Origin of the sequence: Diaphorobacter sp. JS3050 (assembly GCF_013154915.1) — a bacterium.
GTDB lineage: Bacteria > Pseudomonadota > Gammaproteobacteria > Burkholderiales > Burkholderiaceae_C > Diaphorobacter > Diaphorobacter nitroreducens.
On sequence record NZ_CP053553.1, the window covers coordinates 1,081,982 to 1,107,202 of the forward strand.

Here is a 25,221-nt window from a genome sequence, read left to right on the forward strand (position 1 = left end):
GACAATAGCGGCAGGGCGGCGGTGCGCGGTCTCCGCCGCCGGTGTTCATTCCTTTTCATTGCGCAGGTGAAATCCATGGCAGGTCTGACGGCGGGCGCGCCCATGCCCCAATCCATCACGGTGCACGAGCAGTCGCGCGTGCTGGAGGTGACGTTTTCCGACGGCGCACACTTTCGCATCCCGTTCGAGCTGATGCGCGTGTATTCCCCCTCGGCCGAAGTGCAGGGCCATGGGCCGGACCAGCAGGTGCTGCAGACCGGCAAACGCGACGTCACGTTGACGCGGCTGGAGCCGGTAGGCAACTACGCCGTGCAGCCCACCTTCTCCGACGGGCACGACAGCGGCATCTTCTCGTGGGATTACCTGTACGAACTGGGCCGCGACGAGCAGGCGCTGTGGGCAGACTATGCCGAGCGGCTGGCCGCCGCCGGCGTGGACCGTGATGCACCCATGGCGCCCAAGGCCGGCGGCCACGGCTGCGGCGGGCATTGAGGCGCAGCACGGCCCGCCCGCGCGGCCGCGCCGCGCCACGCTTTAGCCTAAATAGCGACAGATGACCTAGGCGCATGCGGGGTTGCCGCTGTACGCATGGTCAGTGGGCGCTTAGCATCGTGGTATGAGTACCACGCATTTCGGATTCCAGTCGGTTCAGGAAGAGGACAAGGCGCGTCACGTGCGCGGCGTGTTCGATTCTGTCGCGCCCAAGTACGACCTGATGAACGACCTGATGTCGGCCGGGTTGCACCGCGCCTGGAAGGCCTACACCGTCATGGTGGCCAACCTGCGCGAGGGCGACCAGGTGCTGGACATCGCGGGCGGCACGGGCGATCTGTCGCTGGCCTTTTCCAAGAAGGTGGGCGCCACGGGCCGCGTCGTGCATACCGACATCAATGAGGCCATGCTGCGCGTGGGACGCGACCGGTTGATCAACGAAGGCGTGGTGCTGCCCACGACGGTGTGCGATGCCGAGCACCTGCCGTTTCCTGACAACCACTTCGACCTGGTGAGCGTGGCCTTCGGCCTGCGCAACATGACGCACAAGGACGCTGCGCTGCGCGAGATGTGCCGCGTGCTCAAGCCGCGCGGCCGGCTGCTGGTGCTGGAGTTTTCCCGCGTGGCCAAGCCGCTGGAAAAGGCCTATGACTGGTATTCGTTCCAGGTGTTGCCGCGGCTGGGCAAGCTGGTGGCGGGCGACGATTCGAGCTACCGCTACCTGGCCGAGTCCATCCGCATGCACCCGGGCCAGGAAGAGCTCAAATCCCTCATGCAGCAAAGTGGCTTTGGGCATGTGGACTATCACAACATGACTGGCGGCATCGTCGCCTTGCATGTTGGAATCAAGTGCTGAAAGAGTTCATTGAAAACTATCGATATTTCGGAGAAGCCATGATGAAACTGTGGTCAGTGGTCTTGGTCGCCATGTTGGCGGTCGTGCATCTGGATGCGGATGCGCGCCGTCTCGGGGGCGGCAAATCCATCGGCAAGCAGTCCAGCAACGTGACCCAGCGCGACGCTGCGATGCCCCCCGCCGCTCCTGCCGCACCCACGCAGAATGCGACGACGAGTACCGCTGCGGCCAAGCCCGCCGCGGCGCCCAATACCGCCGCAGCTGCCCCCAGGAAGCCCTGGGGCGCCATGCTGGGCGGCCTGGCCGCGGGCCTGGGCCTGGCCTGGCTGGCCAGCTCGCTGGGCCTGGGCGCAGAGTTCGGCCAGTTCCTGCTGATCGCCCTGCTGGCACTGGTGGTCATGGTGGTGGTCGGCATGGTCATGCGTGCGCGCAAATCCGCAGGTGCGCCGGTGAACGCCTCGCCCTTCGCCTTCCAGGGCGCGGGTTCCGCGCCCGCTGCAGATGCGCGCATGCCGCGCCAGTACAGCCCGGACAAGGTGGGTAACGACGCGTCCGCCCGCCCGTGGGAGCGCGGCGGCATGGCCTTCCAGGCGCCGGCCGCTGCCGCTACCGGCGGGATCATCGGCTCGGCGCTGTCGGGTTCGCAGAACTGGGGCGTGCCGGCCGGCTTCGACACCGAAGGCTTCCTGTCGGCCGCCAAGCGCAACTTCACCACGCTGCAGGCCGCCTGGGACCGCTCGGACGTCGCCACGCTGCGCTCCATGATGACCGACAGCATGGTTGACGAGGTCCGCACGCAGCTCAACGAGCGCGAATCGCACCGCGGCGACCAGCAGCCCAACCAGACCGATGTGATCATGCTCGAGGCGCAACTGCTGGGCATCGAGGACCTGGGCGACGGCTACATGGCCAGCGTGGAGTTCTCCGGCATGATCCGCGAGGAGCCTTCCGCCGGCCCGAGCCCGTTCCGCGAGGTCTGGAACATGACCAAGCCCAAGAACGGCGCCAGCGGCTGGCTGGTTGCGGGCGTGCAGGCGCTGCAGTAAGCATGGCGCCGCTGGAACCGGGCGGCGCACGGCGAAAAAGCCTGCTGCGCTGCGCCCAGTTCGGGGAATAATCGGGGACTATGGCAACACGGTCCCCTTTTTCTTTCCTGGACGGGCTCTTCGAACGCGTCATGTCTGGCCCCCTGCCGCCCGCGTGGCTGGTGCATGAGGTGCAGCACCGCACGGTGCTGTTCCTCAACCATGTGCTGATGCAGGAGCGGGAAGCCATGGACCGTCTGGCACGCCAGCGCGGCCGCGTCGCGCGCGTGCAGTGGCGCATCTTCTCGATGGCGCTGCAGGTGACGCCCGCCGGGCTGTTCGATCTCGCGCCTGCAGAGGCCGTGGCCGACCTCCGGCTGGAAGTGTCCGAGACCTCCCCGCTGTCGCTGGCCGGCAGTGCGCTGCGCGGCGACAAGCCCACCATCCGCATCGAAGGCGACGTGCAGTTCGCGGCCGAGATCAATTGGCTGGTGGACCATGTGCGCTGGGATGTCGAGGAAGACATGGCGCGCGTGATCGGCGATGCCCCGGCCCGCGCTGTGGCATCCGTCGTGGGACGCGCCGTGCAGGCGTTGCGCAGCTTCGTGGGCGCACGCGTGCCCGGCGGCCAGGCGCCCGCGCCCGCAGCGGGCGAGTTGCCGGATCGCTCCCCGCCATGAGCCGCTTTGCCCGCGGCATCACCATCGTCTGGGTGGTGCTGCGCTATGGACTCGACGAACTGGTGCTGTCGACCTTCCGGCAGCCGTGGCTGCGCGCCGTCACGCGGGTCATCACCTTCGGCCGCAAGCTGGACGCGCCGCGCGGCCAGCGGCTGCGCGAGGCCTTGGAGAGCCTGGGTCCGATTTTCGTGAAGTTCGGGCAGGTCCTGTCCACGCGCCGCGACCTCATGCCGCCGGACATTGCGGACGAGCTGGCGCTGCTGCAGGATCGTGTGCCGCCGTTCGACCCTGATGTGGCGATCGCCACCATCGAGCGCGCATTTCGCCGCCCGATCGGCGAGGTGTTCGTCTCGTTCGACCGGCAGCCCGTGGCCAGCGCGTCCATCGCGCAGGTGCACTTCGCGGTGATCCGTGACCGCCAGGGGCACGCGCGTGAAGTCGCCGTGAAGGTGCTGCGCCCCGGCATGCTGCCGGTGATCGACAAGGATTTGGCGCTCATGCGCATGATGGCCGGGTGGGTGGAAAGCCTGTCCGCCGACGGCAAGCGCCTCAAGCCCCGCGAGGTCGTGGCCGAGTTCGACAACTACCTGCACGACGAACTCGACCTGGTGCGCGAGGCGGCCAACGCGGCGCAGCTGCGCCGCAACATGCAGGGGCTGGACTTGGTGCTCATCCCGGAGGTGTTCTGGGATTTCTGCCATGCCGAAGTGTTGGTGATGGAGCGCATGAAGGGCGTGCCCATCAACCAGGTGGAGCGCCTGCGCAGCGCGGGCGTGGACATTCCCAAGCTGGCCCGCGACGGCGTGACCATCTTCTTCACCCAGGTGTTCCGCGACGGGTTCTTTCATGCCGACATGCATCCCGGCAACATCCAGGTGAGCCTGGCGCCCGAGACCTTCGGCCGCTACATCTCGCTGGACTTTGGCATCGTCGGGACGCTGACCGAGTTCGACAAGGAATACCTTGCGCAGAACTTCACGGCTTTTTTCAGGCGCGACTACAAGCGCGTGGCCGAACTGCACATCGAAAGCGGTTGGGTTCCCGCCCATACCCGCGTGAACGAACTGGAAGCCGCTATCCGCACCGTGTGCGAGCCGTATTTCGACCGGCCGCTCAAGGAAATCTCTTTGGGCATGGTGCTGCTGCGGCTGTTCCAGACCTCGCGGCGCTTCCAGGTGGAGATCCAGCCGCAGCTGGTGCTGCTGCAAAAAACCTTGCTCAACATCGAAGGGTTGGGCCGGCAGTTGGACCCCGACCTGGACCTGTGGAGCACGGCCAAGCCCTTCCTGGAGAAGTGGATGCTCGATCAGCTGGGTCCCCAACGCCTGTGGCGCGAGCTGCGTGCCGAGGCGCCGCACTACGCCAAGATCCTGCCCGACCTGCCACGCCTGCTCCACGACTTCCTGCGCCAGCGGCCCCATGACAACCGGGGCGATCTGCAGGAACTGCTGGCCACCCAGAAGCGCACCAACCGGCTGCTGCAAAGCATCATCTATGGCGGCCTGGGCTTCGTGCTGGGGCTGCTGGTCATGCAGCTCTTCGTGCGCGTGCGCATCTTCTAACTTCCTTCCCTCTCTCATTCCTCAGGAGTACCAGCGTGTTGCTCTTCATGGTGATTGCCTACCTGTTTGTCACCATCGGCATTGGCTTGTGGGCTGCCCAACGGGTGAAGAACACGGCTGATTTCGCGATTGCCGGGCGCCACCTGCCCATGTACATGATCATCACCACCACGTTCGCCACGTGGTTCGGCTCCGAGATCGTGCTGGGCGTGCCCGCCAAGTTCATCGAAGGGGGGCTCAAGGCCGTGGTGGAAGACCCGTTTGGCGCCGGCATGTGCTTGATTCTGGTGGGGTTGTTCTTCGCGGCCAAGCTCTACCGCATGACACTGCTGACCATCAGCGACTACTACCGCGAGCGCTACGGCCGCGCAGTGGAGGTGATCTGCTCGCTCATCATCATGCTCAGCTACCTGGGCTGGGTGTCGGCGCAGGTCACGGCGCTGGGGCTGGTGTTCAATCTGCTGTCCGGCGGCAGCATCAGCATCCCGATGGGCATGACCATCGGCGTGGTGTCGATCCTGATCTACACGCTCTGGGGCGGCATGTGGTCGGTGGCGGTCACGGACTTCATCCAGATGATCATCCTGGTCATGGGCCTGTTGGTGCTGGCTTGGTTTGCGAGCGACATGGCCGGCGGTGCGGGCAAGGTGATCGAACTGGCGACGAGCCGCGATCTGTTCCAGTTCTGGCCGGAACCGACCTGGCACGAAATCATTTTCTTCTTCGGTGCGGCCATCACCATGATGCTGGGCTCCATCCCGCAGCAGGACGTTTTCCAGCGTGTGATGTCCGCCAATTCCGAGCGTGCAGCCACGCATGGCACGGTGATTGGCGGAACGGCCTATATCCTCTTTGCCTTCGTTCCCATGTTCCTAGTGGCGAGCGCGCTGCTCATCATGCCGCAGGAGACCGCGGAGCTGCTCAAGGACGATCCCCAGAAGGTGCTGCCCACGCTGGTGATGGACAAGATGCCCATGGTCATGCAGGTGCTGTTCTTTGGCGCGCTCTTGTCGGCCATCAAGTCCTGCGCCTCGGCCACACTGCTGGCGCCCAGCGTCACGTTCACCGAGAACATCTGGCGGCAGTTCCGCCCTGAAAAGATCAGCGACCGCGAGAACCTGCTGGCCATGCGCATCAGTGTGCTGGTGTTCGCGGTGGGTGTGCTGGCCTATTCCATCAAGATGGAAGGCACGCCCATTTACGAGCTGGTGTCCAGCGCCTACCAAGTGCCGCTGGTGGGGGCGTTCGTGCCGCTGGTATTCGGCCTGTATTGGAAGCGTGCCAACACGCAAGGCGCGCTGTGCGCGGTGGCGCTGGGCATTGGCGTGTGGCTGGTGTTCATGGTCACCCCCGCGCTGCATGAGGCGTTCCCCCAGCAACTCGCCGGCCTGCTGGCCGCCATGGTCGGCATGGTGGCCGGTTCGCTTGCACCGCAGGTGGTGCGCAATTCGCATGCGCCGCACCACCGGGTGGTGGGGGTGGAGTGACGCACGGGCGCGCGGTGCGGCCTGGGGTGCATGCCTATAATTGAAGGTTTTGCACATTCTTCGCACTTCTTCGTAATGCCTATTTACGCCTATCGATGCGGTTCCTGCGGCCAGGCCAAGGACGTGCTGCAAAAAATCTCCGACGCGCCGCTCACCGTCTGCCCGTCCTGCGGTGCGCCGGCTTTTTCCAAGCAGCTGACGGCCGCGGGCTTTCAACTCAAGGGCACGGGCTGGTATGCCACCGATTTCAGCGGCCGTGCCAGTGCGCCTGCTGCGGCATCGGACGCTCCTAAAACAGAAGCTGCCAGCGCTGCTCCAGCAAGCGCTGCGGCCACTTCTGACTTTTAACCTCGGATAACTCGCATGGCTGCCTTGCGCAAGTGGCTGTTCACGGGTCTGCTGGTCATCGTGCCCGGCGTCATCACCGCATGGGTGTTGAGCTGGATCGTGAGCACCCTGGATCAGACCCTCGCCATCCTGCCGGGCTCCTGGCAGCCGGACAAACTGCTGGGCTTTCACATCCCGGGCTTCGGGGTGTTGCTCACGCTCAGCATCCTGCTGGTAGTGGGGGCCTTGGCGAGCAACTTTGCGGGGCGCAAGCTGGTGGAGTGGGGCGACCGTCTGGTCAGCCGCATTCCCGTGGTGCGTTCGATCTACTCCAGTGTCAAGCAGGTTTCCGACACGCTGTTCTCTGAAAGCGGCAACGCCTTTCGCACCGCCGTGCTGGTGCAGTGGCCGCGCGAGGGGGTGTGGACGGTGGCCTTCATCACCGGCGCGCCCAGCGGCGAGGTGGCGGCTTACCTGCGTGACGAGTATGTGAGCGTCTACGTGCCCACCACGCCCAATCCCACGGGCGGGTACTTCGTGCTCATGCGCAGGAGCGACTGCATCGAGCTGGACATGAGCATCGATGCGGCCCTCAAGTACATTGTGTCGATGGGGGTGGTGTCGCCACCCGACCCCGTTGCCACGGAACCCGCTCCATAAGAAAACCGTCGTCGCCCGCCCGTGCCTGTGCGCCGAGTGGGTGGAAAGAACAACCATCGTCGCGTCCCACGAGGACGCAGGAAGACTGATCCATGGCCATGCGCTCCCACTACTGCGGTCTTGTGACCGAAGCCCTCCTGGGCCAAACCGTCACCCTGTCGGGCTGGGTGAACCGTCGCCGCGACCATGGCGGCGTGATCTTCATCGACCTGCGCGACCGCGAAGGCTATGTGCAGGTGGTCTGCGACCCTGATCGTCCCGAGATGTTCAAGGTGGCCGAGGACGTCCGCAACGAGTTCTGCGTGCAGGTCAAGGGGTTGGTGCGCGCGCGTCCCGAAGGCACGACCAACGACAGCCTCAAGAGCGGCAAGATCGAGGTGTTGTGCCAGGAGCTCAACGTCCTGAACCCGTCCGTGACGCCGCCCTTCCAGATGGACGACGACAACCTGTCGGAAACCACGCGCCTCACGCACCGCGTGATGGACCTGCGCCGCCCGTACATGCAGCGCAACATGATGCTGCGCTACAAGACGGCCATCCAGGTGCGCAACTTCCTGGACAAGGAAGGCTTCATCGACATCGAAACACCCATGCTGGGCAAGAGCACGCCCGAGGGAGCGCGCGACTACCTCGTGCCCAGCCGCGTGCACGACGGTCAGTTCTTCGCGCTGCCGCAGTCGCCCCAGCTCTACAAGCAGATGCTGATGGTGGCCGGCTACGACCGCTACTACCAGATCACCAAGTGCTTCCGCGACGAGGATCTGCGCGCCGACCGCCAGCCCGAGTTCACGCAGATCGACTGCGAGACCTCGTTCCTGAATGAGGAAGAGATCCGCGCCATCTTCCAGCGCATGATCAAGGAAGTGTTCCAGCAGCAATTGGGCGTGGACCTGGGCGAATTCCCCACCATGACCTACCAGGAAGCAGCGCACCGTTTCGGCTCCGACAAGCCTGACCTGCGCGTGAAGCTCGAATTCACCGAGCTGACCGATGTCATGAAGGACGTGGACTTCAAGGTCTTCTCCGGCGCCGCCAACATGAAGGGCGGCCGTGTGGTGGCCCTGCGCGTGCCCGGTGGCGCCCGTGAAGAGGGCGGCCTGTCGCGCGGCGAGATCGACGGCTATACCGAGTTCGTGAAGATCTACGGCGCCAAGGGTCTGGCTTACATCAAGGTCAACGACAAGGCCAAGGGCCGTGACGGCCTGCAGTCGCCCATCGTCAAGAACATCCATGACGCCGCACTGGCCGAAGTGCTCCAGCGCACGGGCGCGCAGGACGGCGACCTGCTGTTCTTTGGCGCCGACAAGGAAAAGATCGTCAACGACGCCATCGGCGCACTGCGCCTGAAGGTCGGCCACAGCGAATTCGGCAAGAAGAATGGTCTGTTCGAGAACCGCTGGGCGCCGCTGTGGGTGGTGGACTTTCCCATGTTCGAGCATGACGAGGAAGAAGACCGCTGGGTGGCCGTGCACCACCCCTTCACGTCGCCGAAGGACGGCCATGAGAACCTCATGGACACCGACCCCGGCAAGTGCATTGCGAAGGCCTACGACATGGTGCTGAACGGCTGGGAGCTGGGCGGCGGCTCGGTGCGTATCCACCGCGCTGATGTGCAGGCCAAGGTGTTTGCGGCGCTCAATATCGGCCCGGAAGACCAGCGCGCCAAGTTCGGCTACCTGCTGGACGCGTTGCAGTACGGCGCGCCTCCGCACGGCGGCCTGGCCTTCGGCCTGGACCGCCTGATCACGCTGATGACGGGAGCCGAGTCCATCCGCGACGTGATCGCCTTCCCCAAGACCCAGCGCGCCCAGGATCTGCTGACCCAGGCCCCTTCGCCTGTGGACGAAAAGCAGCTGCGCGAACTGCACATCCGCCTGCGCAACCCGCTGCCTGCAGCCCACTGAGGAGCGCGCGGGCTCCGACACCTAAGCGGCAGGCGCGTTCACGTGCCTGCCGTTTTTGTTTGCCATAACGTGTCCACAGGCTCTTGGAGGGAGACCATGCGCATGCTGTTCCGACGGCTGTCCCATACCGGTTTGCTGCTGTGCGTGGCGCTGGGGGTATCGGCTTGCGGCGAGAAGAAAACCGAGCTGGGCGAAGGCGGTTCGGTGGTCGCTGGCTCGGCCGGGCCCCAGGGCCCGCGCAACGCCGCGCGCGAGCTGCTGCGCTGCGACAGCCCCGTGGCCACCGTGGCGCTGGCCGAGAGTCCCCACGGCTATGCCACGGGTGGTTACAACCTGCCCACCTCGCCCGTGCCCCTGATCAAGCTCATGGTGCAACAAAGCGGCTGCTTTCGCGTGATGGATCGTGGCGCGGGGCTGCGTGGTACGGTACAGGAGAGCGAATTGCGTGAATCGGGCGTGCTGCGCCCCAACTCGACCGTGGCCAAGGGGCGCGGCTATGAGGCGCAGTACACGCTCACTCCCAGCCTGACCTTCAGCGAAAGCGATGCCGGGCGCGGCCTGGCGGGCATCATGGGCATGATTCCGGTGCTGCGCGACCTGGCCGGCCTGATCGGCCTGGCCGAGCAGGTGAAGTTCAAGGAGGCGCAGACGGCGCTACTGCTGTCGGACAACGAAACCACCGAACAGGTGGCTGCCGCCACGGGCGCGGCCCGCACCACCGATCTGGGCATCGGCGGCATCATGATCGGGCGGCTGGGGGGTGCATCCGGGGCAGGTTGGAGCAACACCAACGAAGCCAAGGTGGTTGCCGCCGCCTTCCTGGATACGCACAACGCCCTGGTGGAGCAGGTGCGGGCGCTGCAAGCCAAGCCCCTGCCGCCGCCGGTGCCGAGCCGCTAGCGCAGCGCGCGTGCACAGGGACGGCGCCATGTACAAAATTCCCGAATCCGTGCTGGTGGTGGTGCACACGCCTGCGCTGGACGTGCTGCTGCTGCGCCGTGCCGACTCGGCCGAAGATTTCTGGCAATCGGTCACCGGCAGCAAGGATTTTGCGGGCGAGGACTGGGCCGTCACCGCCGCGCGCGAGGTGGCGGAGGAAACCGGCATCCAGGCGGCCGCTGCGGGCTGCGCGCTGCGCGACTGGGGCATGGAGAACATCTACACCATCTACCCGCAGTGGCGGCACCGCTACGCGCCGGGTGTTTGCCTGAATACCGAGCGTGTCTTCGGCCTGTGCGTGCCGGCGCAAACGTCAGTGGCCTTGAATCCGCGTGAACACACGGCATATGCTTGGATGGGCTGGCGCGAAGCCGCGGACCGCTGCTACTCGCCTTCCAATGCCGAGGCCATACTCTGGCTGCCACGATTCGCTGGACGATGACCGCAACACCGATCGAACTGCCTGCCGAGCATTCCGGCATCCTGCGCGTAGCGACCTACAACATCCACAAGGGTGTGCAGGGGCTGGGCCCCGCGCGCCGGCTGGAGATCCACAATCTGGGCCTGGCGGTCGAGCAGCTCGATGCAGACATCGTCTGCCTGCAGGAGGTGCGCAGGATGAACCGCAAGGAGGCCAGCTACTTCGAGCGTTGGCCCCATGTGCCGCAGGCCGAGTACCTGGCCCCCGAAGGTTACGAAGCCATCTACCGCACCAATGCCTTCACGCGCCACGGAGAGCACGGCAACGCGCTGCTCACGCGCTGGCCGGTGATCGGCCACCAGCACGAGGACATCTCCGACCATCGCTTCGAGCAGCGCGGCCTGCTGCATGTGGAGGTGGAGATACAGGGCCGCCGGGTGCATGCCATCGTGGTGCACCTGGGCCTGGTGCCCGGCAGCCGCATCCGCCAGGTGGCGCAGCTGCAGCGCTTCATCGCGCGCGAGGTGCCCGAGGATGCCCCGCTGGTCGTTGCGGGCGACTTCAACGACTGGGGGCTGCAGATCAAGCGCATGCTTGCGGGCTTCGGGCTCTTCGAGTACGACGATGCGCCCCAGGCCTTCACCTACCCCGCCCGCCTGCCCATGGTGCAGCTGGACCATGTGTACGTGCGGGGCCTCACCCCGCTGGGGCTGCAGGTGCCACGTGGGCGGATCTGGTGGCGCATGTCGGACCATTTGCCGCTGATCGCAGAGTTCAAGCTCTGACTCCATGGTCGCCCCCACGCGCGCGCACGCTACCGGCCGAGACCACCAGATCCAGCTGCTGCAGGGCACGCAGGAGTTGTTCCCGGCGCTGATCGCCGAGATGGATGCGGCGCTGTCCGATATCCAGTTCGAGACCTACATCTTTGACTGCACCGGCGCGGGCGCCGACGTGGCCGAGGCGCTGATGCGCGCAGCCCGGCGCGGCGTGCGCGTGCACCTGGCGCTGGACGGCGTGGGCACGGGGCGGCTGCCCGAGCCCTGGCGCACCCGCATGGTGCAGGCCGGCGTGCACGTGCAGGTGTATTCGCCGCTCGGCCCGCTGGGCCTGCTGCTGCCGATGCGCTGGCGCCGGCTGCACCGCAAGCTGTGCGTGGTGGATGGCTGCGTGCTGTTCTGCGGCGGCATCAACGTGCTGGACGACTTCCACGACCCCAACCACGGCGCGCTCACCGCGCCGCGCTTTGACTTTGCCGTGCGCGCCGAGGGCAGCCTGGTGCAGCAGGCCAGCGAGACCATGGAGCAACTGTGGTGGCGCATGCGCGCGGTGCGCGACGTGCGCCAGCGCCGCCTGTCGCTGGCGCTGGCCGACCTGCGCGCCGCCAGCGCCGCACGCCTGGCGGCGCGGCGCGCCGAGAGCCGTGCGCGGGGCATGCGCGCCGAGCTGGTGCTGCGCGACAACGTGCGCAACCGTGCACGCATCGAGCGCGCCTACCTGCGCGCCATTGCCCGCGCGCGGCATGAGGTCATCATCGCCAACGCCTACTTCGTGCCCGGTGGCAAGCTGCGCCGCGCGCTGGTGCTGGCGGCGCGGCGCGGTGTGCGCGTACAGCTGCTGCTGCAGGGGCGGTACGAATACTTCATGCAATACCACGCAGCGCGGCCGGTGTACGGCACGCTGCTGGCGGCGGGCGTGGAGATTCATGAATACGCGCCCAGCTTCCTGCACGCCAAGGTGGCGGTGATCGACGCGGACAGCCGCCGCGCCTGGGCCACGGTGGGCTCGTCCAACCTGGACCCGCTGTCGCTGCTGCTGGCGCGCGAGGCCAATGTGATCGTGCGCGACGCCCCCTTTGCCCAGGACCTGCGCAAGCGGCTGCGCCACGCCATGGCCCACGAGGGCCGCCGGCTTGACCCGCAGCGCTACGCCGAACGCCCCTGGCGCGAGCGCGCGCTGGACCGCATCGCCTTCGGCATCATGCGCGCGGCCCTGTGGGTGACGGGCAACCGCTACTGAATGCCGCGCCCCTGCCGGTGGGAAAATATTGCTATTGTTTGGATAGCTGCTCGCGCTTGTCCCATAAGCGCTAGAGGCATAAAAGGCTTATAAAGCCTGGATCGGCATTCGCTGGTACCATGCCGCCATGTCTTCAGAACCCCCAGCACCCCTGAGCGGCGCCGCGCCCGACGAGGGCACGCCCGTCTCCGTCAAGATTCGCGAACGGCTGAACGCGGCGCGCCGGCGCTTCCATGCCAACGACAACATCGCGGAGTTCATCCAGCCCGGCGAGCTGGAGCGCCTGCTGGACGAGGTCGAGGCCAAGATGCAGGGCGTCCTCGACAGCATGGTGATCGACACAGCGGGCGACCACAACACGCAGGCCACGGCGCGCCGGGTGGCCAAGATGTACCTCAACGAGGTCTTCAAGGGCCGCTACGTGCAGCCGCCGGCGATCACCGAGTTTCCCAACGCCGAGCACCTGAACGAGCTGATGATCGTCGGCCCCGTCACCGTGCGCAGCGCCTGCAGCCACCACTTCTGCCCGGTGATCGGCAAGATCTGGATCGGCGTGCTGCCCAACGAGCACACCAACGTGATCGGTCTGTCCAAGTACGCGCGCCTCGTGGACTGGGTCATGGGGCGTCCCCAGATCCAGGAGGAGGCCGTGGTGCAGCTGGCCGACCTCATCATGGAAAAGACCCAGCCCGACGGGCTGGCCATCGTCATGGAGGCCAGCCACTTCTGTATGTCCTGGCGCGGTGTGCGCGAGATGGACAGCAAGATGATCAACTCGGTGATGCGCGGGGTGTTCCTCACCAACCCCACGCTGCGCCGCGAATTCCTGGCCCTCATTCCCCGAAGGAGCTGACCCATGCTGGTCCGTCTTCTCTACGTCAGCCGCGCCGTCGATACCTCGCCCGAGGCCATCGAGGCCATCCTCACCCAGTCGCGCCAGCACAACCCCGCCAGTGGCATCACGGGCGTGCTGTGCTACGGCGGCGGCATCTTCCTGCAGGCCATCGAAGGCGGCCGCTCGGCCGTCAGCGACCTGTACGGCCACATCCAGCGCGACCCGCGCCACAAGGACGTGGAATTGCTGGCCTTCGAGGAAATCACCGAGCGCCGCTTTGGCGGCTGGACCATGGCCAGGTCAACCTGACCAAGCTCAACCACTCCATCGTGCTCAAGTATTCCGAGCGGCCCGAGTTCGACCCCTATGCAGCCTCGGGCAAGGTGTCGTTCGCGCTGCTCGAAGAACTCATGGCCACGGCCAGCATCATCGGCCGGGCCTGAGGGTGGACCGCCCCCTGAGCGGCTTGCGCCGCTGTCCCCGACTCCCGCGCGACGTGCGGGACGGGGGCGCCGTCAGTATGGCGGGGCGGTGGGGCCGGTCCAGGCACTTGCTGGGCGGCTCCCGTCTGGCGCATGCCGGTGCCGCCGTGGCGCACTGATGCCGCCGACCACCTCCTGAACGCCGCAGCCGGCCGCGAGGCGCTGCGGCGGCGGGCCCTTCATGTCGCTCAACGCCTTCGCACTCATCCTCCTCGCCGGCCTGATCCACGCCGGCTGGAACATCGCCGCCAAGAAGGCCGGCGGCGATGCGCGTTTCGCCTTCTTCACCTCGGTGCTCATGATGCTGGTGTGGGCACCGCTGGGCTGGTGGCTTGGGCGCGACGCCGTGCCGCTGTGGGGCGCGCGCGAGTGGGCCATCGTGGCCCTGAGCGGCGTGCTGCACGTGCTGTACTACGTGATCCTGCTGCGCGGCTACCGCAAGGCCGACCTCACCGTGGTCTACCCCCTGGCGCGGGGCACGGGGCCGCTGCTGACCGCGCTGGTGGCCGTCACGCTGCTGGGCGAGCGGCTGTCCGCCTGGGGCGTGCTGGGCATCGTGGCGGTGGTGGGCGGCGTTTTTCTGATTGCGGGCGGCCCCGGGCTGTTGCGCGCGGCGCACGACCCCCAGGCGCGCCTGCGTGTGCGCGCGGGCCTGCGCTACGGCGTGCTGACCGGCATCTTCATCGCCAGCTATACCGTGGTGGACGGCTACGCCGTCAAGGCCATGCTGCTGTCGCCCGTGCTGGTGGACTAGGGCCTGTTCACACTATTTTTGCCAGATGCGTTGCGATCAAAAAGGGCCAGGCGCAAGGCGCCAAACGAAGCTGGGGTGCTACCCCAGCGAGGCTTGGCAACGCCGCGAATGGCCCTTTTTGATCGCAACCCGGAGGGAACGGAGTGAAAACCGCGCCATTCGTCGTTGCCCTCCTAGCCAAGGCCCCGGCCTTGGCGTCGTCACGCGCCTAGATTGGCGCGGTTTTCACGCCATTCGCACTGGCAAAAATAGTGTGAACAGGCCCTACATGGGCAACTTCGTGCGCGTGGCAGTGCTCGCCCCCGTGGCCCTGCGCAACCGCGCCGAGACGGCGCGCCTGTGGGCCGGGCAGTGGCGCTTTGCGCTGCTGGTGGCCGTGGTGAGCCCGATCGCCTACGTGCTGGTGCTGTTTGCCATGCAGGAGGCGCCCATGGCCCACGTGGCGCCGGCGCGCGAGGTCTCCATGCTGTTCGCGGCGCTCATCGGCGGGCACCTGCTGGACGAGGGCGACCGCGCCGCGCGCCTGGCGGGGGCGCTGCTGATTGCCGCCGGCGTGGTGGCGCTGGCGCTGGGCTAGGGACTGTTCACACTGTTTTTGCCAGATGCGTTGCGATCAAAAGGGGCCAGGCGCAAGGCGCCAAACGAAGCTGGGGTGTGACCCCAGCGCGGCTTGGCAACGCCGCGAATGTCCCGTTTTGATCGCAACCCGAAGGGACCGGAGTGAGAACCGCGCCACGCGTCCTTGCCCTCCTAGCCAAGGCCCCGGCCTTGGCGTCGTCACGCGCCTAGATTGGCGCGGTTTTCACGCCCTTCGCACTGGCAAAAACAGTGTGAACAGGCTCTGGCTGCAATGCTGCTGGTAGGGTGCGATTTTTCCAGCAGTCCCAGCCGGCGCAAGCCCATCGTGCTGGCGCTGGGCGCGCTGCAGGGCGGCAGCGTGGTGCTGCAAGACCTGCAGCCGCTGGATACGCTCGCCGCCTTCGGCCGATGGCTGGCCGCGCCGCGCGCGTGGGTGGGCGGCTTCGATCTGCCCTTCGGCCTGCCCCGCGAACTCCTCACCGGACTCGGCTGGCCGCTCGAATGGGCGAGCAGCATCGCGCACTACCGCGGCCTCACGCGCGCGCAAGTGCGTGAAACCTTTGCCGCGTTCTGCGCCGCGCGCCCTGCCGGCGCCAAGCTGGCCCACCGCGCCACGGACCGTCCCGCGGGCTCCAGCCCGTCGATGAAATGGGTGAACCCACCCGTGGCTTACATGCTGCATGCGGGCGTGCCGCTGCTGCTGGAGGCCGGCGTGCACCTGCCTGGCCTGCATGCCGGGGACCCGCGGCGCGTGGCGCTGGAGGCCTACCCCGGCCTGCTGGCGCGCGAGCTGATCGGGCGGCGCAGCTACAAGAGCGACGCGCGTGCGCGCCAGACGGCCGACCGGCACGCGGCGCGCACGGAGCTGCTGCGCCGCCTGGAGTGCGGCGACACCCGCCTGGGCCTGCGCCTGACAGTGGATGCCGCGCAGCGCGCGGCACTGCTGGACGACGGCAGCGGCGACCGCCTGGATGCGGTGCTGTGCCTGCTGCAGGCCGCATGGGCATGGCGCTGCCGGCAGCAGGGCGACCTGCGCTACGGCCTGCCGCCCGACATGGACCCGCTGGAGGGCTGGATCGTCACGGCGTAACGTCTGGTCGTGCAGGTGCCGCGTCCAGCTCCACCCAGCCTGCGCCGCATTGCACATGCGCGCCGCCATGCCGTGCCAGGCAGAGCAGCGCAGCGGCATCCAGGGGCGGGACTGGCTGGGACGCGAATGCCGCCAGGCCGGCGTCCGCCTGTCCGTCCGCCTGCACCCGCAGGCCGCTGCGGCCTTGCACGGCCTGCAGCGTGATGCGTGCGGGAGGCGGGGAGCCCGTTTCCGCCAGGTGATAGAGGGCGCCCAGCAGCAGGCACAGGGTGGTGTGTGCTGCGACGGGCGTTTCGGGCAACGGGCCGGGCGCTTGCAGGTCGGAGCCGCGCATGGCCAGCATTGGCCGGGCCAGCTGAACCGCCTGGGCGGCCACGGCCGCCAGGGGCTGAGCGCTGTCCTGCGCGGGCAGGTCCCAATGGCGCAGGCGCTTGGCACTGTCGGCCAGGCGGGTCAGGTGGCCTTCGAACTGCTCCACCCGCTCCACTGCCTGTGCGGGCGGCAACTCGCCCGTACCGAGCCGGCGCTTGAGTACGGTGGCCGCCATGCGCATGGCCGACAGCGGCCCCGCCAGGTCGTGCCGCACGGCGGGCATGGTGCGCGCAAGGATGGCGCTTTGCACGCCCAGCGCCATCCAGGCCTGGACGGGATCGTTGTCGGTGGGGAGGGTATTCATGGGCTGGCTGATTGGAACCGGGCGCCGGCGCCGGCAGGGTAGGACGGGGGCGCGAGTTGCCGCGCCGCCGCGCTTCAGCGCACTGGGCCGGTCAGGGCGAGGTAGGCGGCGCGCGTTTCCGGCGAAACCGCAGCCACCAGCTGGGCGTGCGGCGTCTGGTGGCGCGCCAGCGTGCGGGCCGATGCCACGGTCTTGGACTTGCAGAACCAGTGGCAGGTGTGCTGCATCAGCAGCAGCTCGGCCGTCATGGTGAAGGCCTTGTCGCGCGGCGACAGGCCGGCGTCGTTGCGCGCCACGCGGGCGATGCCGCGCGCGTGCACGTCAATGGCCTCGCGCATGTCGAAGGTGGCGGCGGGCAGCAACTGCGTGGCAAACGGCAGGCCCAGCGCCAGGCGGCTCGCGCGCGCCAGCGGTGCGGGCACGCGGCGGAAGTCGGCGGCAAAGCGTTCAAACTGTTCGCTCAACTGTGCCTCACTGCTGGCCAGCAGGTTCAGCACCTGCTGGCGGCGCTCGGGGTCCTGCTCGCCCATGGCGCGCAGGTAGCCCTGGGTCAGTGTCTCCATGAGCCGTTCGATCTGGTAGGGCTGCAGATGCTGCGCCAGCAGCACGATGCGCCGGCGCTGCTGCTGGGTGTTGAGCATGTAGGCGCCGGTGGCCGCGAGGGCCACCACGAATAAAAGGTCCATGGCAGACAAGTCCGTGAAAAGCGGGCGAAACCGTCGATTGTCGTGCCTGCGGACGCGGCGGCCGTGTGCGCGGTGCAGAATGGTGCGCCGCCGCTCCGGCGGTTCTCTGTCCCACCCTCAGACCGTCCCATGCCCTCGATCGAAACCCTTGTCGCGTTCTTTGGTGTTTCCGTGCTGCTGGCGCTTACGCCAGGGCCCGACAACCTCTTCGTGCTGCTGCAGTCGGCCCAGCGCGGCTGGCGCGCGGGCATGTGCGTGGTGCTGGGGCTGTGCCTGGGGCTGGTGGGGCACACCACGGCCGTGGCGCTGGGACTGGCGGCCGTGTTTGCCGCGTCGGCCGTGGCGTTCACGGTGCTCAAGTTCTGCGGCGCCGCCTATTTGGCCTATCTGGCCTGGGGGGCGTTGCGGGCGCCGGCCAGCGTGCCCGAGGAGGCGCCCGCCACGGGCGCGGCGATGGCGCCGGGCGCCCGCGTGCCCGGTGGTGCACTGCGCATGGTGGGGCGCGGTGTGGTGATGAACCTGACCAACCCCAAGGTGCTGATCTTCTTCCTGGCCTTCCTGCCGCAGTTTGCCGACCCCGCGCGCGGCGGCATGGCGCGGCAGATCCTGGTGCTGGGGGTGGTGTTCATGCTGGCCACGTTCCTGGTGTTCGGGGCCATCGCATGCTTCAGCGGGGCGTTCGGCGCGCTGCTGCAGCGCTCGGCGCGCGCGCAGCGCATGCTCAACCGCGTGGCGGGCCTGGTGTTCCTGGGCCTGGCCGTGCGGCTGGCCACAGCCGAGCGCTGATACTTCACTTTTTATAGCTGCTAGCGCTTGTCTATCAAGCGCTGGAGGTCATTTTGGCTTGTGCCTTCAAGGCGCAGGCGGCGCGGGCCAGGGCCGCTGCGCGCCGCGCAACTGCTCGAAGGCGTGGGCCAGTTGCAGTACGCCCAGGTCGTCAAAGCGCTGTCCGGCAATCTGCAGCCCGATGGGCAAGCCGCTGGCGCTGTAGCCGCAGTTGACCGACGCTGCCGGCTGCTCCGACATGTTGAACGGCACGGTGAAGGCAATGTGCTCCAGCGGCCGCAGCGGGTCGTCGGTGGGCGAGGGCAGCTCGGCCGCGAAGGCGGTGATGGGCGCCACGGGCGAAAGCACGTAGTCGTACCCCGCGCAGGCGCGCACCGTGGCTACGCGCGTGGCGTGGAACTGCTGGCTGGCCTCGTACACCTGGGCCGCGCTGAGCGTGGCGGCGCTATCCGCCCAGGCGCGGATGTAGGGCAGCACCTTGCCCCGCTGCTCGACGGTGAGCGTGCGCATGTCCATGTGCGAGCGCATGCGCCAGAAGTGGTCCATGCCGTCCAGCATGGCGCGCGTGAGGAACGGCTCCATGGGCTCGACGATGGCGCCCGCGTCGGCCAGGCGCTGCGCGGCGGCCTGCACGGCGGCGCGCACCTCGGGATCGGTAGCCAGGCCGCAGCCCGCGTCCAGCAGCAGCCCCAGGCGCAGGCCGCGCAGGCGCTGCGTGCCGGGCGCGAGCCGCAGCCAGTCGATGGGCTGTGCTGGCAGGCTCATGCTGTCGCGCGCGTCGGGCTGCGACAGCACCTGCATCATCAGCGCGGCGTCCTCCACGCCGCGCGTCATGGGGCCGGCCGCGCGGCCGGTGTAGGGCGGATCGATGGGAATGCGGCCCAGGCTGGGCTTGAGCGTGAAGATGCCGCACCAGCTGGCCGGCAGGCGCAGCGAGCCGCCGATGTCCGTGCCCACGTGCAGCGGCCCGTAGCCCGCCGCCGCCGCCGCGCCCGCACCGGCGCTGGAGCCGCCCGGGCCCTTGGACAGGTCCCAGGGGTTGCGCGCCAGCGCATGGAAGCTCGACAGCCCCGAGGACAGCATGCCGTAGTCGGGCATGGTGGTCTTGGCCAGCAGCACCGCGCCTGCCTCGCGCAGACGGGCCGCAGGCGGTGCGTCGGCTGCGGCGGGCACCAGGGGGAGCGCCGCGGTGCCCAGCGGTGTGGGATCGCCCTGCGTGGCGATGTTGTCCTTGAGGGTGACCGGCACGCCGTCCAGCGGGCCGCAGGGGGCGCCGCGCAGCCAGCGGGCCTCGCTCTGGCGGGCCTGGGCCAGCGCAGCCTCGGGGCGCAGCAGGTAAGTGGCCTGCAGGTGGGGCTCCCACCGCGCGACGTGGGCGAGCACGTCGAGCAACGCGTCCACCGGAGAGATCTGGCGGCTGCGGTAGCCGGCGAGCAGTTCGCTGGCGGACAGCTCGTGCAATTGCGTCATGGCGATCCTTGTGTCATCGCGGAGGCGGTGTGGAGAGAACGGCTGTTCCACCCGGGCGGAAGTGGCCGTGCCGAGGGGGCTGGCGCTACCACGCGCCAGCTCCTTATGCCCAGTGCAATGCCGACAGGTCGTTGACGAACACCGGCATGTCCTTCCACAGACCGCGCAATTGCTTGTGGGCCACGGTGACCCATTGCGGCTGGTACAGGAAGGCGTGCACCGCGTCCTCGGCCAGCAGGCGCTGCGCGTCGCCCAGAAGGCGGGCGCGGTCGGCCGGGCGGGTGGCGGTCTTGATCTGCTCGTACAGCTGGTCGAATTTTTCCGAGTGGTAGCCCCAGTAGTAGTCCGGCTTGGCGAAATTGCCCAGGTCGAAAGGCTCCACGTGCGAGATCAGCGTCAGGTCGTAGTTCTTGTTGCCGTAGGTGCCGCTGAGCCATTGGGCCCACTCTACGTTCTGCAGCTTGGCAACGATGCCCACCTTGGCGAGCTGTGAGGCAATCAGCTCGCCGCCCTGGCGTGCGTAGGGCGCCGGCGGCAGCGTCATGGTGAGGGTGAGGGGTGTCTTCACGCCGGCCTCGGCCAGCAGGCGCTTGGCCTTCTCCACGTCATGCGGATTGATGCCCGTGGTGTCCACGTAGCCGAAGGCGCCGGGCACGTAGTGGCTGCCGATGGGCACGCCCAGGCCATCGGCCGCGCCCTGGATGATGGCCTTGCGGTCGATCGCGGCGGCGATGGCGCGGCGCACGCGCACGTCGTTCAAGGGCTTGCGCGCGTTGTTGATCGCGAGGATGGTCTTGGCGCGCGAGCCGCTCACCACCACCTGAAAGCGCGGGTTGTTCTTGAACTGCGCCATGCTGCGCGGCGTGACGCGCGGGAAGGCGTCCACGTCGCCCGCCAGCAGCGCGGCCACCTGCGCCGCCGCATCGGGAATGAAGCGGAACGTGGCGCGGCGGATGCGGATGCTGGACGGCTGGCGCCACCCCGGCCATGCGGCCAGCGTGATGGAGGTGCCGCGGCTCCAGCCGGCGAGCTTGTAGGGCCCCGTGCCCACGGGCTTGGTGGCGTTGGTGGCGGCGCTCTTGGGTTCCACGATGATGGCCGTGGCCTGGCCCAGCACGAACAGCAGGTCGGGGTCGATGTCCTTGTTGAGCACCACCACGGTGTACTCGTCCACCGCCTGCGTGCTCAGGTTGGCAAAGCTGCGCTTGTCCTTGTTGGTGCTCTTGTCGCCGCCCGCGCGGTCGAAGGAGAACTTCACGGCCGCGGCATTGAGCGGCTCGCCGTTGTGAAACGTGACGCCCTTGCGCAGGCGGAAGGTGTAGGTCTTGAGGTCGGGCGAGACCTCCCAGCTCTCGGCCAGCAGCGGCGAGACGCTGCCGTCCGGGTTGATCTTGGTGAGCGTCTCGTAGATGTTGTAGAGCGTGACCTCGGCAATCGAGGACGCCGCGCCGGCCGTGGGGTCCAGCCCCGGCGGCTCCAGGGCCAGGGCCAGGGTCACGGCGTCCTTCTTGCCCTGCGCCAGCGCGTGCAGCGGCGTGGCCAGCGCGGCGGTGGCCAGGGCGCCGGAGGCGAGGGCGGTGCGGCGGGTGAACATGGGCGGGATCTCCTTGGACGGGTGGAATGCGTGCGGCGGGCTGTGCTCTGCTTTTTACTACAGGGCGCGGCCGGGCGTGGCGCGCTGGCGCCGTGCGGCTAGAGCGCGATGCGCGGCACCGCGGCCACCAGCGCCTGCGTGTAGGGGTGTTGCGGCGTGCTGAACAGCGTGTGCGGCGCACCGCGCTCCACCACGCGCCCCTCGTGCAGCACCAGCACCTCGTCGCACAGGTGCTGCACCACGGCCAGGTCGTGGCTGATGAGCAGGTAGGTGACGCCCAGGCGCTCCTGCAGGTCCTGCAGCAGGTTCAGCACCTGGGCCTGCACGGACACGTCCAGCGCGCTCACGGGCTCGTCGGCCACGATGAGGCGCGGCCGCGTGATGAGCGCGCGCGCGATGGCGATGCGCTGGCGCTGGCCACCCGAGAATTCGTGCGGGTACTTGTGCGCATCGCCCGCGCGCAGGCCCACCTGTTGCAGCACGGCTGCAGCCTGCTCGCGCAGTTCGGCGCGTGTGGTACGGCCCAGGACCTGCAGCGGCTCGGTGACGATGCGCTCCACCGTCTGGCGCGGGTCCAGCGAGCCGTAGGGGTCCTGGAACACCATCTGGAAGTCGCGCCGTGCGGCGCGCAGCGCATGCGCGGGCAACCGGTGCAGGTCGCGCCCCAGCAGGTGCACGCTGCCGGCGCTGGGCGTGTCCAGCGCCATCACCAGGCGCGCCAGCGTGGACTTGCCCGAGCCCGATTCACCCACCACGCCCAGGCTGCGGCCGGTGGTGATGTCCAGGTCCACACCCCGCAGCGCCTGCACCTGCGCGCGCGGCCCCCACGGCCGTGTGCGGGGCAGCGGATAGTCCCGCTGCAGGCCGCGTACGCGCAAAAGGGGTGCATTTGGGTCGAAATGGCCTGTAGCGCTTGTAGGGAAAGCGCTGGCAGCTATTGAATTGATAGTGTTCACGCGCTCTCCCCCAGCCGTATGCAGCGCGCCATGTGGCCCGGGCCCAGCGCCGTGGCGGGCGGCAGGGCGGCGTGGCAGTCGGGCACGGTGAGCGGGCAGCGTCCGGCGAACGGGCAACCCGGCGGCAGATCGGCCAGGTCGGGCACGGTGCCAGCGATCGTGGGCAGGCGTGCACCGGGCACGCGTGCGGAGCCCCACTGCGGGCGTGCGGCGAACAGGCCGCGGGTGTAGGGATGGGCCTGCGTGCGGAAGACTTCGCGCGTGGGGCCGGCCTCGACCACCGTGCCGCCATACATCACCAGCGTGCGCTGCACGTTCTGCGCGATCACGCCCAGGTCGTGCGAGATGAGGATCAGCGCCATGCCGCGCTCGGCCACCAGACCCTGGATCAACTCCAGGATCTGGCGTTGCAGCGTCACGTCCAGAGCCGTGGTGGGCTCGTCGGCAATCAGGAGCTGCGGCCCGCAGGCCAGCGCCATGGCGATGGTGATGCGCTGGCGCTGCCCGCCCGAGAACTGGTGCGGGTAGGCGTCCAGCCGCTGCGCGGCCTGCGCGATGCCCACACGTTCCAGCAACGCAACGGCCTCGGCGTGCGCCTGCCGGGCGGACAGGCCGTGGTGCAGGCGCAGCGGCTCGGCCACCTGCCGCCCGATGGTGTGCACGGGGTTGAGCGCGGTCATGGGTTCCTGGAACACCATGCCGATGCGGTCGCCGCGCAGCCGGCACCACTGGGGCTCGGTCATCGGCAGCAGTTCCTGCCCGTCCAGGCGGATGCGGCCCTGCACGCGCGCGCCTTCAGGCAGCAGGCCCATGAGTGCGAGCGCGGTAAGGGACTTGCCGCAGCCCGATTCGCCGATCAGCCCCAGCGTGGCGCCCGGCTGCAGGGCGAAGTCCACGTCATGCACGGCGCGCACCGGGCCGAGCGGCGTGCGCAGCGTGATGGCCAGTTGCTGCACGTCCAGCAATGGCGCAGGGGAGGGAGGTGCGTGCGCTGGTGTCATCGCTGGCGGGACAGTCGGGGGTCCAGCAGATCGCGCAGCCCGTCGCCCAGCAGGTTCAGGCCCAGCACCGCCAGCGCAATCGCCACGCCCGGCCACACGGCCAGCAGCGGCGCCTGGAACATGAGGGTCTGGGCCTCGGCCAGCATGCGTCCCCACGACGGTTGCGGGGGCTGCGTGCCCAGGCCCAGGTACGAAAGCGCGGCCTCGGCGAGGATCGCCAGCGCGAACTGGATCGTGGCCTGCACGATGAGCACGGAAGCGATGTTGGGCAGCACATGCTCGAAGGTGATGCGCCATGGGCCTTTGCCGCAGGCGCGCGCCGCCAGGATGTATTCACGCGCCCACACCGCCTTGGCCGATGCGCGCGTGACGCGGGCAAAGGTCGGTATGTAGAAGATGCCGATGGCGATGATGGCGTTCACCATGCCGGGGCCGAACACGGCCGTGAGCATGATGGCCAGCAGCAGCGCGGGGAACGCGAAGGTGAAGTCCGCCAGGCGCATGACGGCTTCCTCCACCCAGCCGCCGCGCGCCGCTGCCAGCAGCCCGAGCGCGGCGCCCAGCGCCAGGCCGATGCCCACGGCGATCACGCCCACCGCGATGGACGCGCGCGCGCCCACGAGCAGTTGCGAGGCCACGTCGCGCCCGTAGGCGTCGGTGCCCAGCCAGTGCTGCGCGCCGGGGGGCTGCAGGGCGGCATCCATCGCCATCTCATAAGGCGGCCATGGCGTCCAGACGAAGGAGAGCAGGGCGGAGAGCACCAGCGCCAGCGTGAGTACGGCACCGATCGCGCAGCTGGGGTGGCGCAGCGCGCGGCGCCAGAACGCCGGCGTGTGGGGGCTGGGCGCGGGGAAGGTCGGCAGCGCGCTCATAGGCCGCGGGCCTTTACGCGCGGGTCGATGGCCGCGTACAGCAGGTCCACCACGAAGTTCACCACCACCACCATGGCCGCCAGCAGCATCACGCAGTTGCGCACCACCACCAGGTCGCGGTTGGCGATGGACTGGAAGATCAGCCGGCCCAGCCCGGGCAGGTAGAACACGTTCTCCACCACGATGGTGCCGGCCAGCAGGTTGGCGAACTGCAGGCCCATCACCGTCACCACGGGGATCATGGCGTTGCGCAGCACATGGCCCCACAGCGCCGCGCGTTGCGAAAGCCCCTTGGCGCGCGCCGTGCGCACGAAGTCTTCGCGCAGCACGTCCAGCACGGCGGAGCGCGTGATGCGCGCCAGGATGGCGGCCTGCACCACGGCCAGGGCCACGGCGGGCAGCAGCAGGGCCTGCAGCGCGGGCAGCACGCCGCCGCCGGCTTCGGCGCTCCAGCCGGGAAAGCCCCCGGCCGAGAACCATTGCAGCTGTACCGAAAACAGCAGGATCAGCAGGATGGCGAACCAGAAGTTGGGAATGGCGATGCCCAGTTGCGCCAGCCCCATCACTCCCCAGTCGCCCAGGCGGTTGTGGCGCGATGCCGCATACACGCCAGCGGCCAGCGCCAACGCGGTGGTCAGCAGCATGGCCAGCAGGGCCAGCGGAATGGTCAGCGCCAGGCGCTCGCCGATCAGGTCGGCCACGGGCGCGCTGTAGGCATGGCTGTCCCCTAACTGGCCCGTGAGCAGTCCACCCAGCCACTGCCCATAACGCACGAGCGCGGGTTGGTCCAGGCCCAGCCGGGCGGCGAGCTCGGCCACGGCCTCGGGTGCGGCGTCAGGCCCCAGCAGCACTTCGGCCGCGTTGCCCGGCAGGACCTCCAGCACCACGAACACCACGGCCGACGCGCCCAGCAGCGTGGCGATCAAAGTGGTGAGGCGTTGGAGGAAGAACAGTGCCATGGGAGGGAAGGCCGCGGCGCGCGGCCGGGGCGGTGGTGGCCGAGCATAGGACAAAAACCGCGGGCGCATGGCGGCCATCCCCACGGGGGCACAGGGGTGGGCGGATAAT

At 68.4% G+C, this 25,221-nt stretch carries 24 protein-coding genes and 3 pseudogenes; 19 read left to right on the top strand and 8 right to left on the bottom strand.

The annotated features are described in order from the left end of the window. Nucleotides 1–75 precede the first annotated feature (75 nt). The 18 genes and pseudogenes from HND92_RS05330 to HND92_RS05415 all read left to right on the top strand — a co-directional run bounded on the left by HND92_RS05330 (nucleotide 76) and on the right by HND92_RS05415 (nucleotide 16,112). On the top strand, nucleotides 76–492 hold the full coding sequence (locus tag HND92_RS05330) for a gamma-butyrobetaine hydroxylase-like domain-containing protein (RefSeq protein WP_172206369.1): 417 nt from the start codon (nucleotides 76–78) through the stop codon (nucleotides 490–492). Between the two features lie 124 nt (nucleotides 493–616). Then, nucleotides 617–1,348, top strand: a complete 732-nt coding sequence (gene ubiE / locus HND92_RS05335) for a bifunctional demethylmenaquinone methyltransferase/2-methoxy-6-polyprenyl-1,4-benzoquinol methylase UbiE (protein WP_012655775.1) — start codon at nucleotides 617–619, stop codon at nucleotides 1,346–1,348. 38 nt (nucleotides 1,349–1,386) lie between these two features. Next, a complete protein-coding gene (locus tag HND92_RS05340) occupies nucleotides 1,387–2,394 on the top strand; it encodes a Tim44 domain-containing protein (protein ID WP_172206371.1) in 1,008 nt (335 codons plus the stop codon). Between the two features lie 80 nt (nucleotides 2,395–2,474). Then, the gene (locus HND92_RS05345) at nucleotides 2,475–3,053 is read left to right on the top strand and encodes a hypothetical protein (protein WP_012655777.1); all 579 of its coding nucleotides are present in this window, start codon (nucleotides 2,475–2,477) and stop codon (nucleotides 3,051–3,053) included. Further along, nucleotides 3,050–4,615 carry a ubiquinone biosynthesis regulatory protein kinase UbiB gene (gene ubiB, locus HND92_RS05350; protein WP_012655778.1) on the top strand — a complete coding sequence of 522 codons (1,566 nt, stop codon included), beginning with the start codon at nucleotides 3,050–3,052 and terminating at the stop codon, nucleotides 4,613–4,615. The genes HND92_RS05345 and ubiB overlap by 4 nt, the downstream gene beginning before the upstream one ends. A 35-nt stretch (nucleotides 4,616–4,650) precedes the next feature. Then, nucleotides 4,651–6,102, top strand: coding sequence for a sodium:solute symporter family protein (locus HND92_RS05355; protein WP_172206373.1), 1,452 nt, complete (start codon nucleotides 4,651–4,653; stop codon nucleotides 6,100–6,102). Between the two features lie 75 nt (nucleotides 6,103–6,177). Continuing rightward, the gene (locus HND92_RS05360; protein WP_172206375.1) at nucleotides 6,178–6,450 is read left to right on the top strand and encodes an FmdB family zinc ribbon protein; all 273 of its coding nucleotides are present in this window, start codon (nucleotides 6,178–6,180) and stop codon (nucleotides 6,448–6,450) included. Nucleotides 6,451–6,465: 15 nt separating this feature from the next. Next, nucleotides 6,466–7,089: a DUF502 domain-containing protein gene (locus HND92_RS05365; RefSeq protein WP_011804317.1), complete on the top strand. Its 624-nt coding sequence runs from the start codon at nucleotides 6,466–6,468 to the stop codon at nucleotides 7,087–7,089. Between the two features lie 92 nt (nucleotides 7,090–7,181). Next, a complete protein-coding gene (aspS, locus tag HND92_RS05370) occupies nucleotides 7,182–8,993 on the top strand; it encodes an aspartate--tRNA ligase (RefSeq protein WP_011804318.1) in 1,812 nt (603 codons plus the stop codon). 96 nt (nucleotides 8,994–9,089) lie between these two features. Further along, a complete protein-coding gene (locus HND92_RS05375; RefSeq protein ID WP_172206377.1) occupies nucleotides 9,090–9,893 on the top strand; it encodes a curli production assembly/transport component CsgG in 804 nt (267 codons plus the stop codon). A 28-nt stretch (nucleotides 9,894–9,921) separates the two neighbouring features. Continuing rightward, nucleotides 9,922–10,374, top strand: coding sequence for a dihydroneopterin triphosphate diphosphatase (gene nudB / locus HND92_RS05380; protein WP_172206379.1), 453 nt, complete (start codon nucleotides 9,922–9,924; stop codon nucleotides 10,372–10,374). After that, the gene (locus tag HND92_RS05385) at nucleotides 10,371–11,138 is read left to right on the top strand and encodes an endonuclease/exonuclease/phosphatase family protein (protein ID WP_011804321.1); all 768 of its coding nucleotides are present in this window, start codon (nucleotides 10,371–10,373) and stop codon (nucleotides 11,136–11,138) included. The genes nudB and HND92_RS05385 overlap by 4 nt, the downstream gene beginning before the upstream one ends. A 4-nt stretch (nucleotides 11,139–11,142) precedes the next feature. Further along, complete coding sequence (gene clsB, locus HND92_RS05390; protein ID WP_123675071.1) at nucleotides 11,143–12,372, top strand: cardiolipin synthase ClsB; 1,230 nt, start codon at nucleotides 11,143–11,145, stop codon at nucleotides 12,370–12,372. A 127-nt stretch (nucleotides 12,373–12,499) separates the two neighbouring features. Then, complete coding sequence (gene folE, locus HND92_RS05395) at nucleotides 12,500–13,225, top strand: GTP cyclohydrolase I (protein ID WP_011804323.1); 726 nt, start codon at nucleotides 12,500–12,502, stop codon at nucleotides 13,223–13,225. 3 nt (nucleotides 13,226–13,228) lie between these two features. Next, nucleotides 13,229–13,650, top strand: a pseudogene (locus HND92_RS05400) (BLUF domain-containing protein). A 220-nt stretch (nucleotides 13,651–13,870) separates the two neighbouring features. After that, nucleotides 13,871–14,440 (top strand): annotated as a pseudogene (locus HND92_RS05405) (SMR family transporter); the annotation flags it as partial. A gap of 268 nt (nucleotides 14,441–14,708) precedes the next feature. After that, a pseudogene (locus HND92_RS05410) lies at nucleotides 14,709–15,020 on the top strand (EamA family transporter); the annotation flags it as partial. Between the two features lie 273 nt (nucleotides 15,021–15,293). Continuing rightward, nucleotides 15,294–16,112: a DUF429 domain-containing protein gene (locus HND92_RS05415; RefSeq protein ID WP_172206381.1), complete on the top strand. Its 819-nt coding sequence runs from the start codon at nucleotides 15,294–15,296 to the stop codon at nucleotides 16,110–16,112. Here the strand turns inward: HND92_RS05415 and HND92_RS05420 are convergent. After that, a complete protein-coding gene (locus HND92_RS05420; RefSeq protein ID WP_172206383.1) occupies nucleotides 16,102–16,788 on the bottom strand; it encodes a hypothetical protein in 687 nt (228 codons plus the stop codon). The two genes, HND92_RS05415 and HND92_RS05420, sit on opposite strands and share 11 nt — an antisense overlap. A 74-nt stretch (nucleotides 16,789–16,862) precedes the next feature. Beyond that, on the bottom strand, nucleotides 16,863–17,474 hold the full coding sequence (locus HND92_RS05425; protein WP_047349991.1) for a hypothetical protein: 612 nt from the start codon (nucleotides 17,472–17,474) through the stop codon (nucleotides 16,863–16,865). 129 nt (nucleotides 17,475–17,603) lie between these two features. On the opposite strand from HND92_RS05425, the gene HND92_RS05430 reads away from it, so the two are divergent. Beyond that, a complete protein-coding gene (locus HND92_RS05430; RefSeq protein ID WP_011804329.1) occupies nucleotides 17,604–18,260 on the top strand; it encodes a LysE family translocator in 657 nt (218 codons plus the stop codon). A gap of 66 nt (nucleotides 18,261–18,326) precedes the next feature. Here HND92_RS05430 and HND92_RS05435 read toward each other — a convergent pair whose 3' ends face one another. From HND92_RS05435 to HND92_RS05460, 6 genes are all read right to left on the bottom strand, one after another. Further along, nucleotides 18,327–19,730 carry an amidase gene (locus HND92_RS05435; protein WP_172206385.1) on the bottom strand — a complete coding sequence of 468 codons (1,404 nt, stop codon included), beginning with the start codon at nucleotides 19,728–19,730 and terminating at the stop codon, nucleotides 18,327–18,329. Nucleotides 19,731–19,833: 103 nt separating this feature from the next. Continuing rightward, nucleotides 19,834–21,324 (bottom strand): ABC transporter substrate-binding protein, encoded by a 1,491-nt coding sequence (locus HND92_RS05440; RefSeq protein ID WP_172206387.1) that lies wholly within the window; start codon nucleotides 21,322–21,324, stop codon nucleotides 19,834–19,836. Between the two features lie 98 nt (nucleotides 21,325–21,422). Continuing rightward, a complete protein-coding gene (locus HND92_RS05445) occupies nucleotides 21,423–22,280 on the bottom strand; it encodes an ATP-binding cassette domain-containing protein (RefSeq protein WP_011804332.1) in 858 nt (285 codons plus the stop codon). After that, the gene (locus HND92_RS05450; protein ID WP_172206389.1) at nucleotides 22,277–23,281 is read right to left on the bottom strand and encodes an ABC transporter ATP-binding protein; all 1,005 of its coding nucleotides are present in this window, start codon (nucleotides 23,279–23,281) and stop codon (nucleotides 22,277–22,279) included. Before HND92_RS05450 ends, HND92_RS05445 begins: the two co-directional genes overlap by 4 nt. Continuing rightward, nucleotides 23,278–24,153 carry an ABC transporter permease gene (locus HND92_RS05455; RefSeq protein ID WP_011804334.1) on the bottom strand — a complete coding sequence of 292 codons (876 nt, stop codon included), beginning with the start codon at nucleotides 24,151–24,153 and terminating at the stop codon, nucleotides 23,278–23,280. The genes HND92_RS05450 and HND92_RS05455 overlap by 4 nt, the downstream gene beginning before the upstream one ends. Further along, on the bottom strand, nucleotides 24,150–25,112 hold the full coding sequence (locus HND92_RS05460) for an ABC transporter permease (RefSeq protein WP_172206391.1): 963 nt from the start codon (nucleotides 25,110–25,112) through the stop codon (nucleotides 24,150–24,152). Before HND92_RS05460 ends, HND92_RS05455 begins: the two co-directional genes overlap by 4 nt. Between the last annotated feature and the right edge of the window lie 109 nt (nucleotides 25,113–25,221).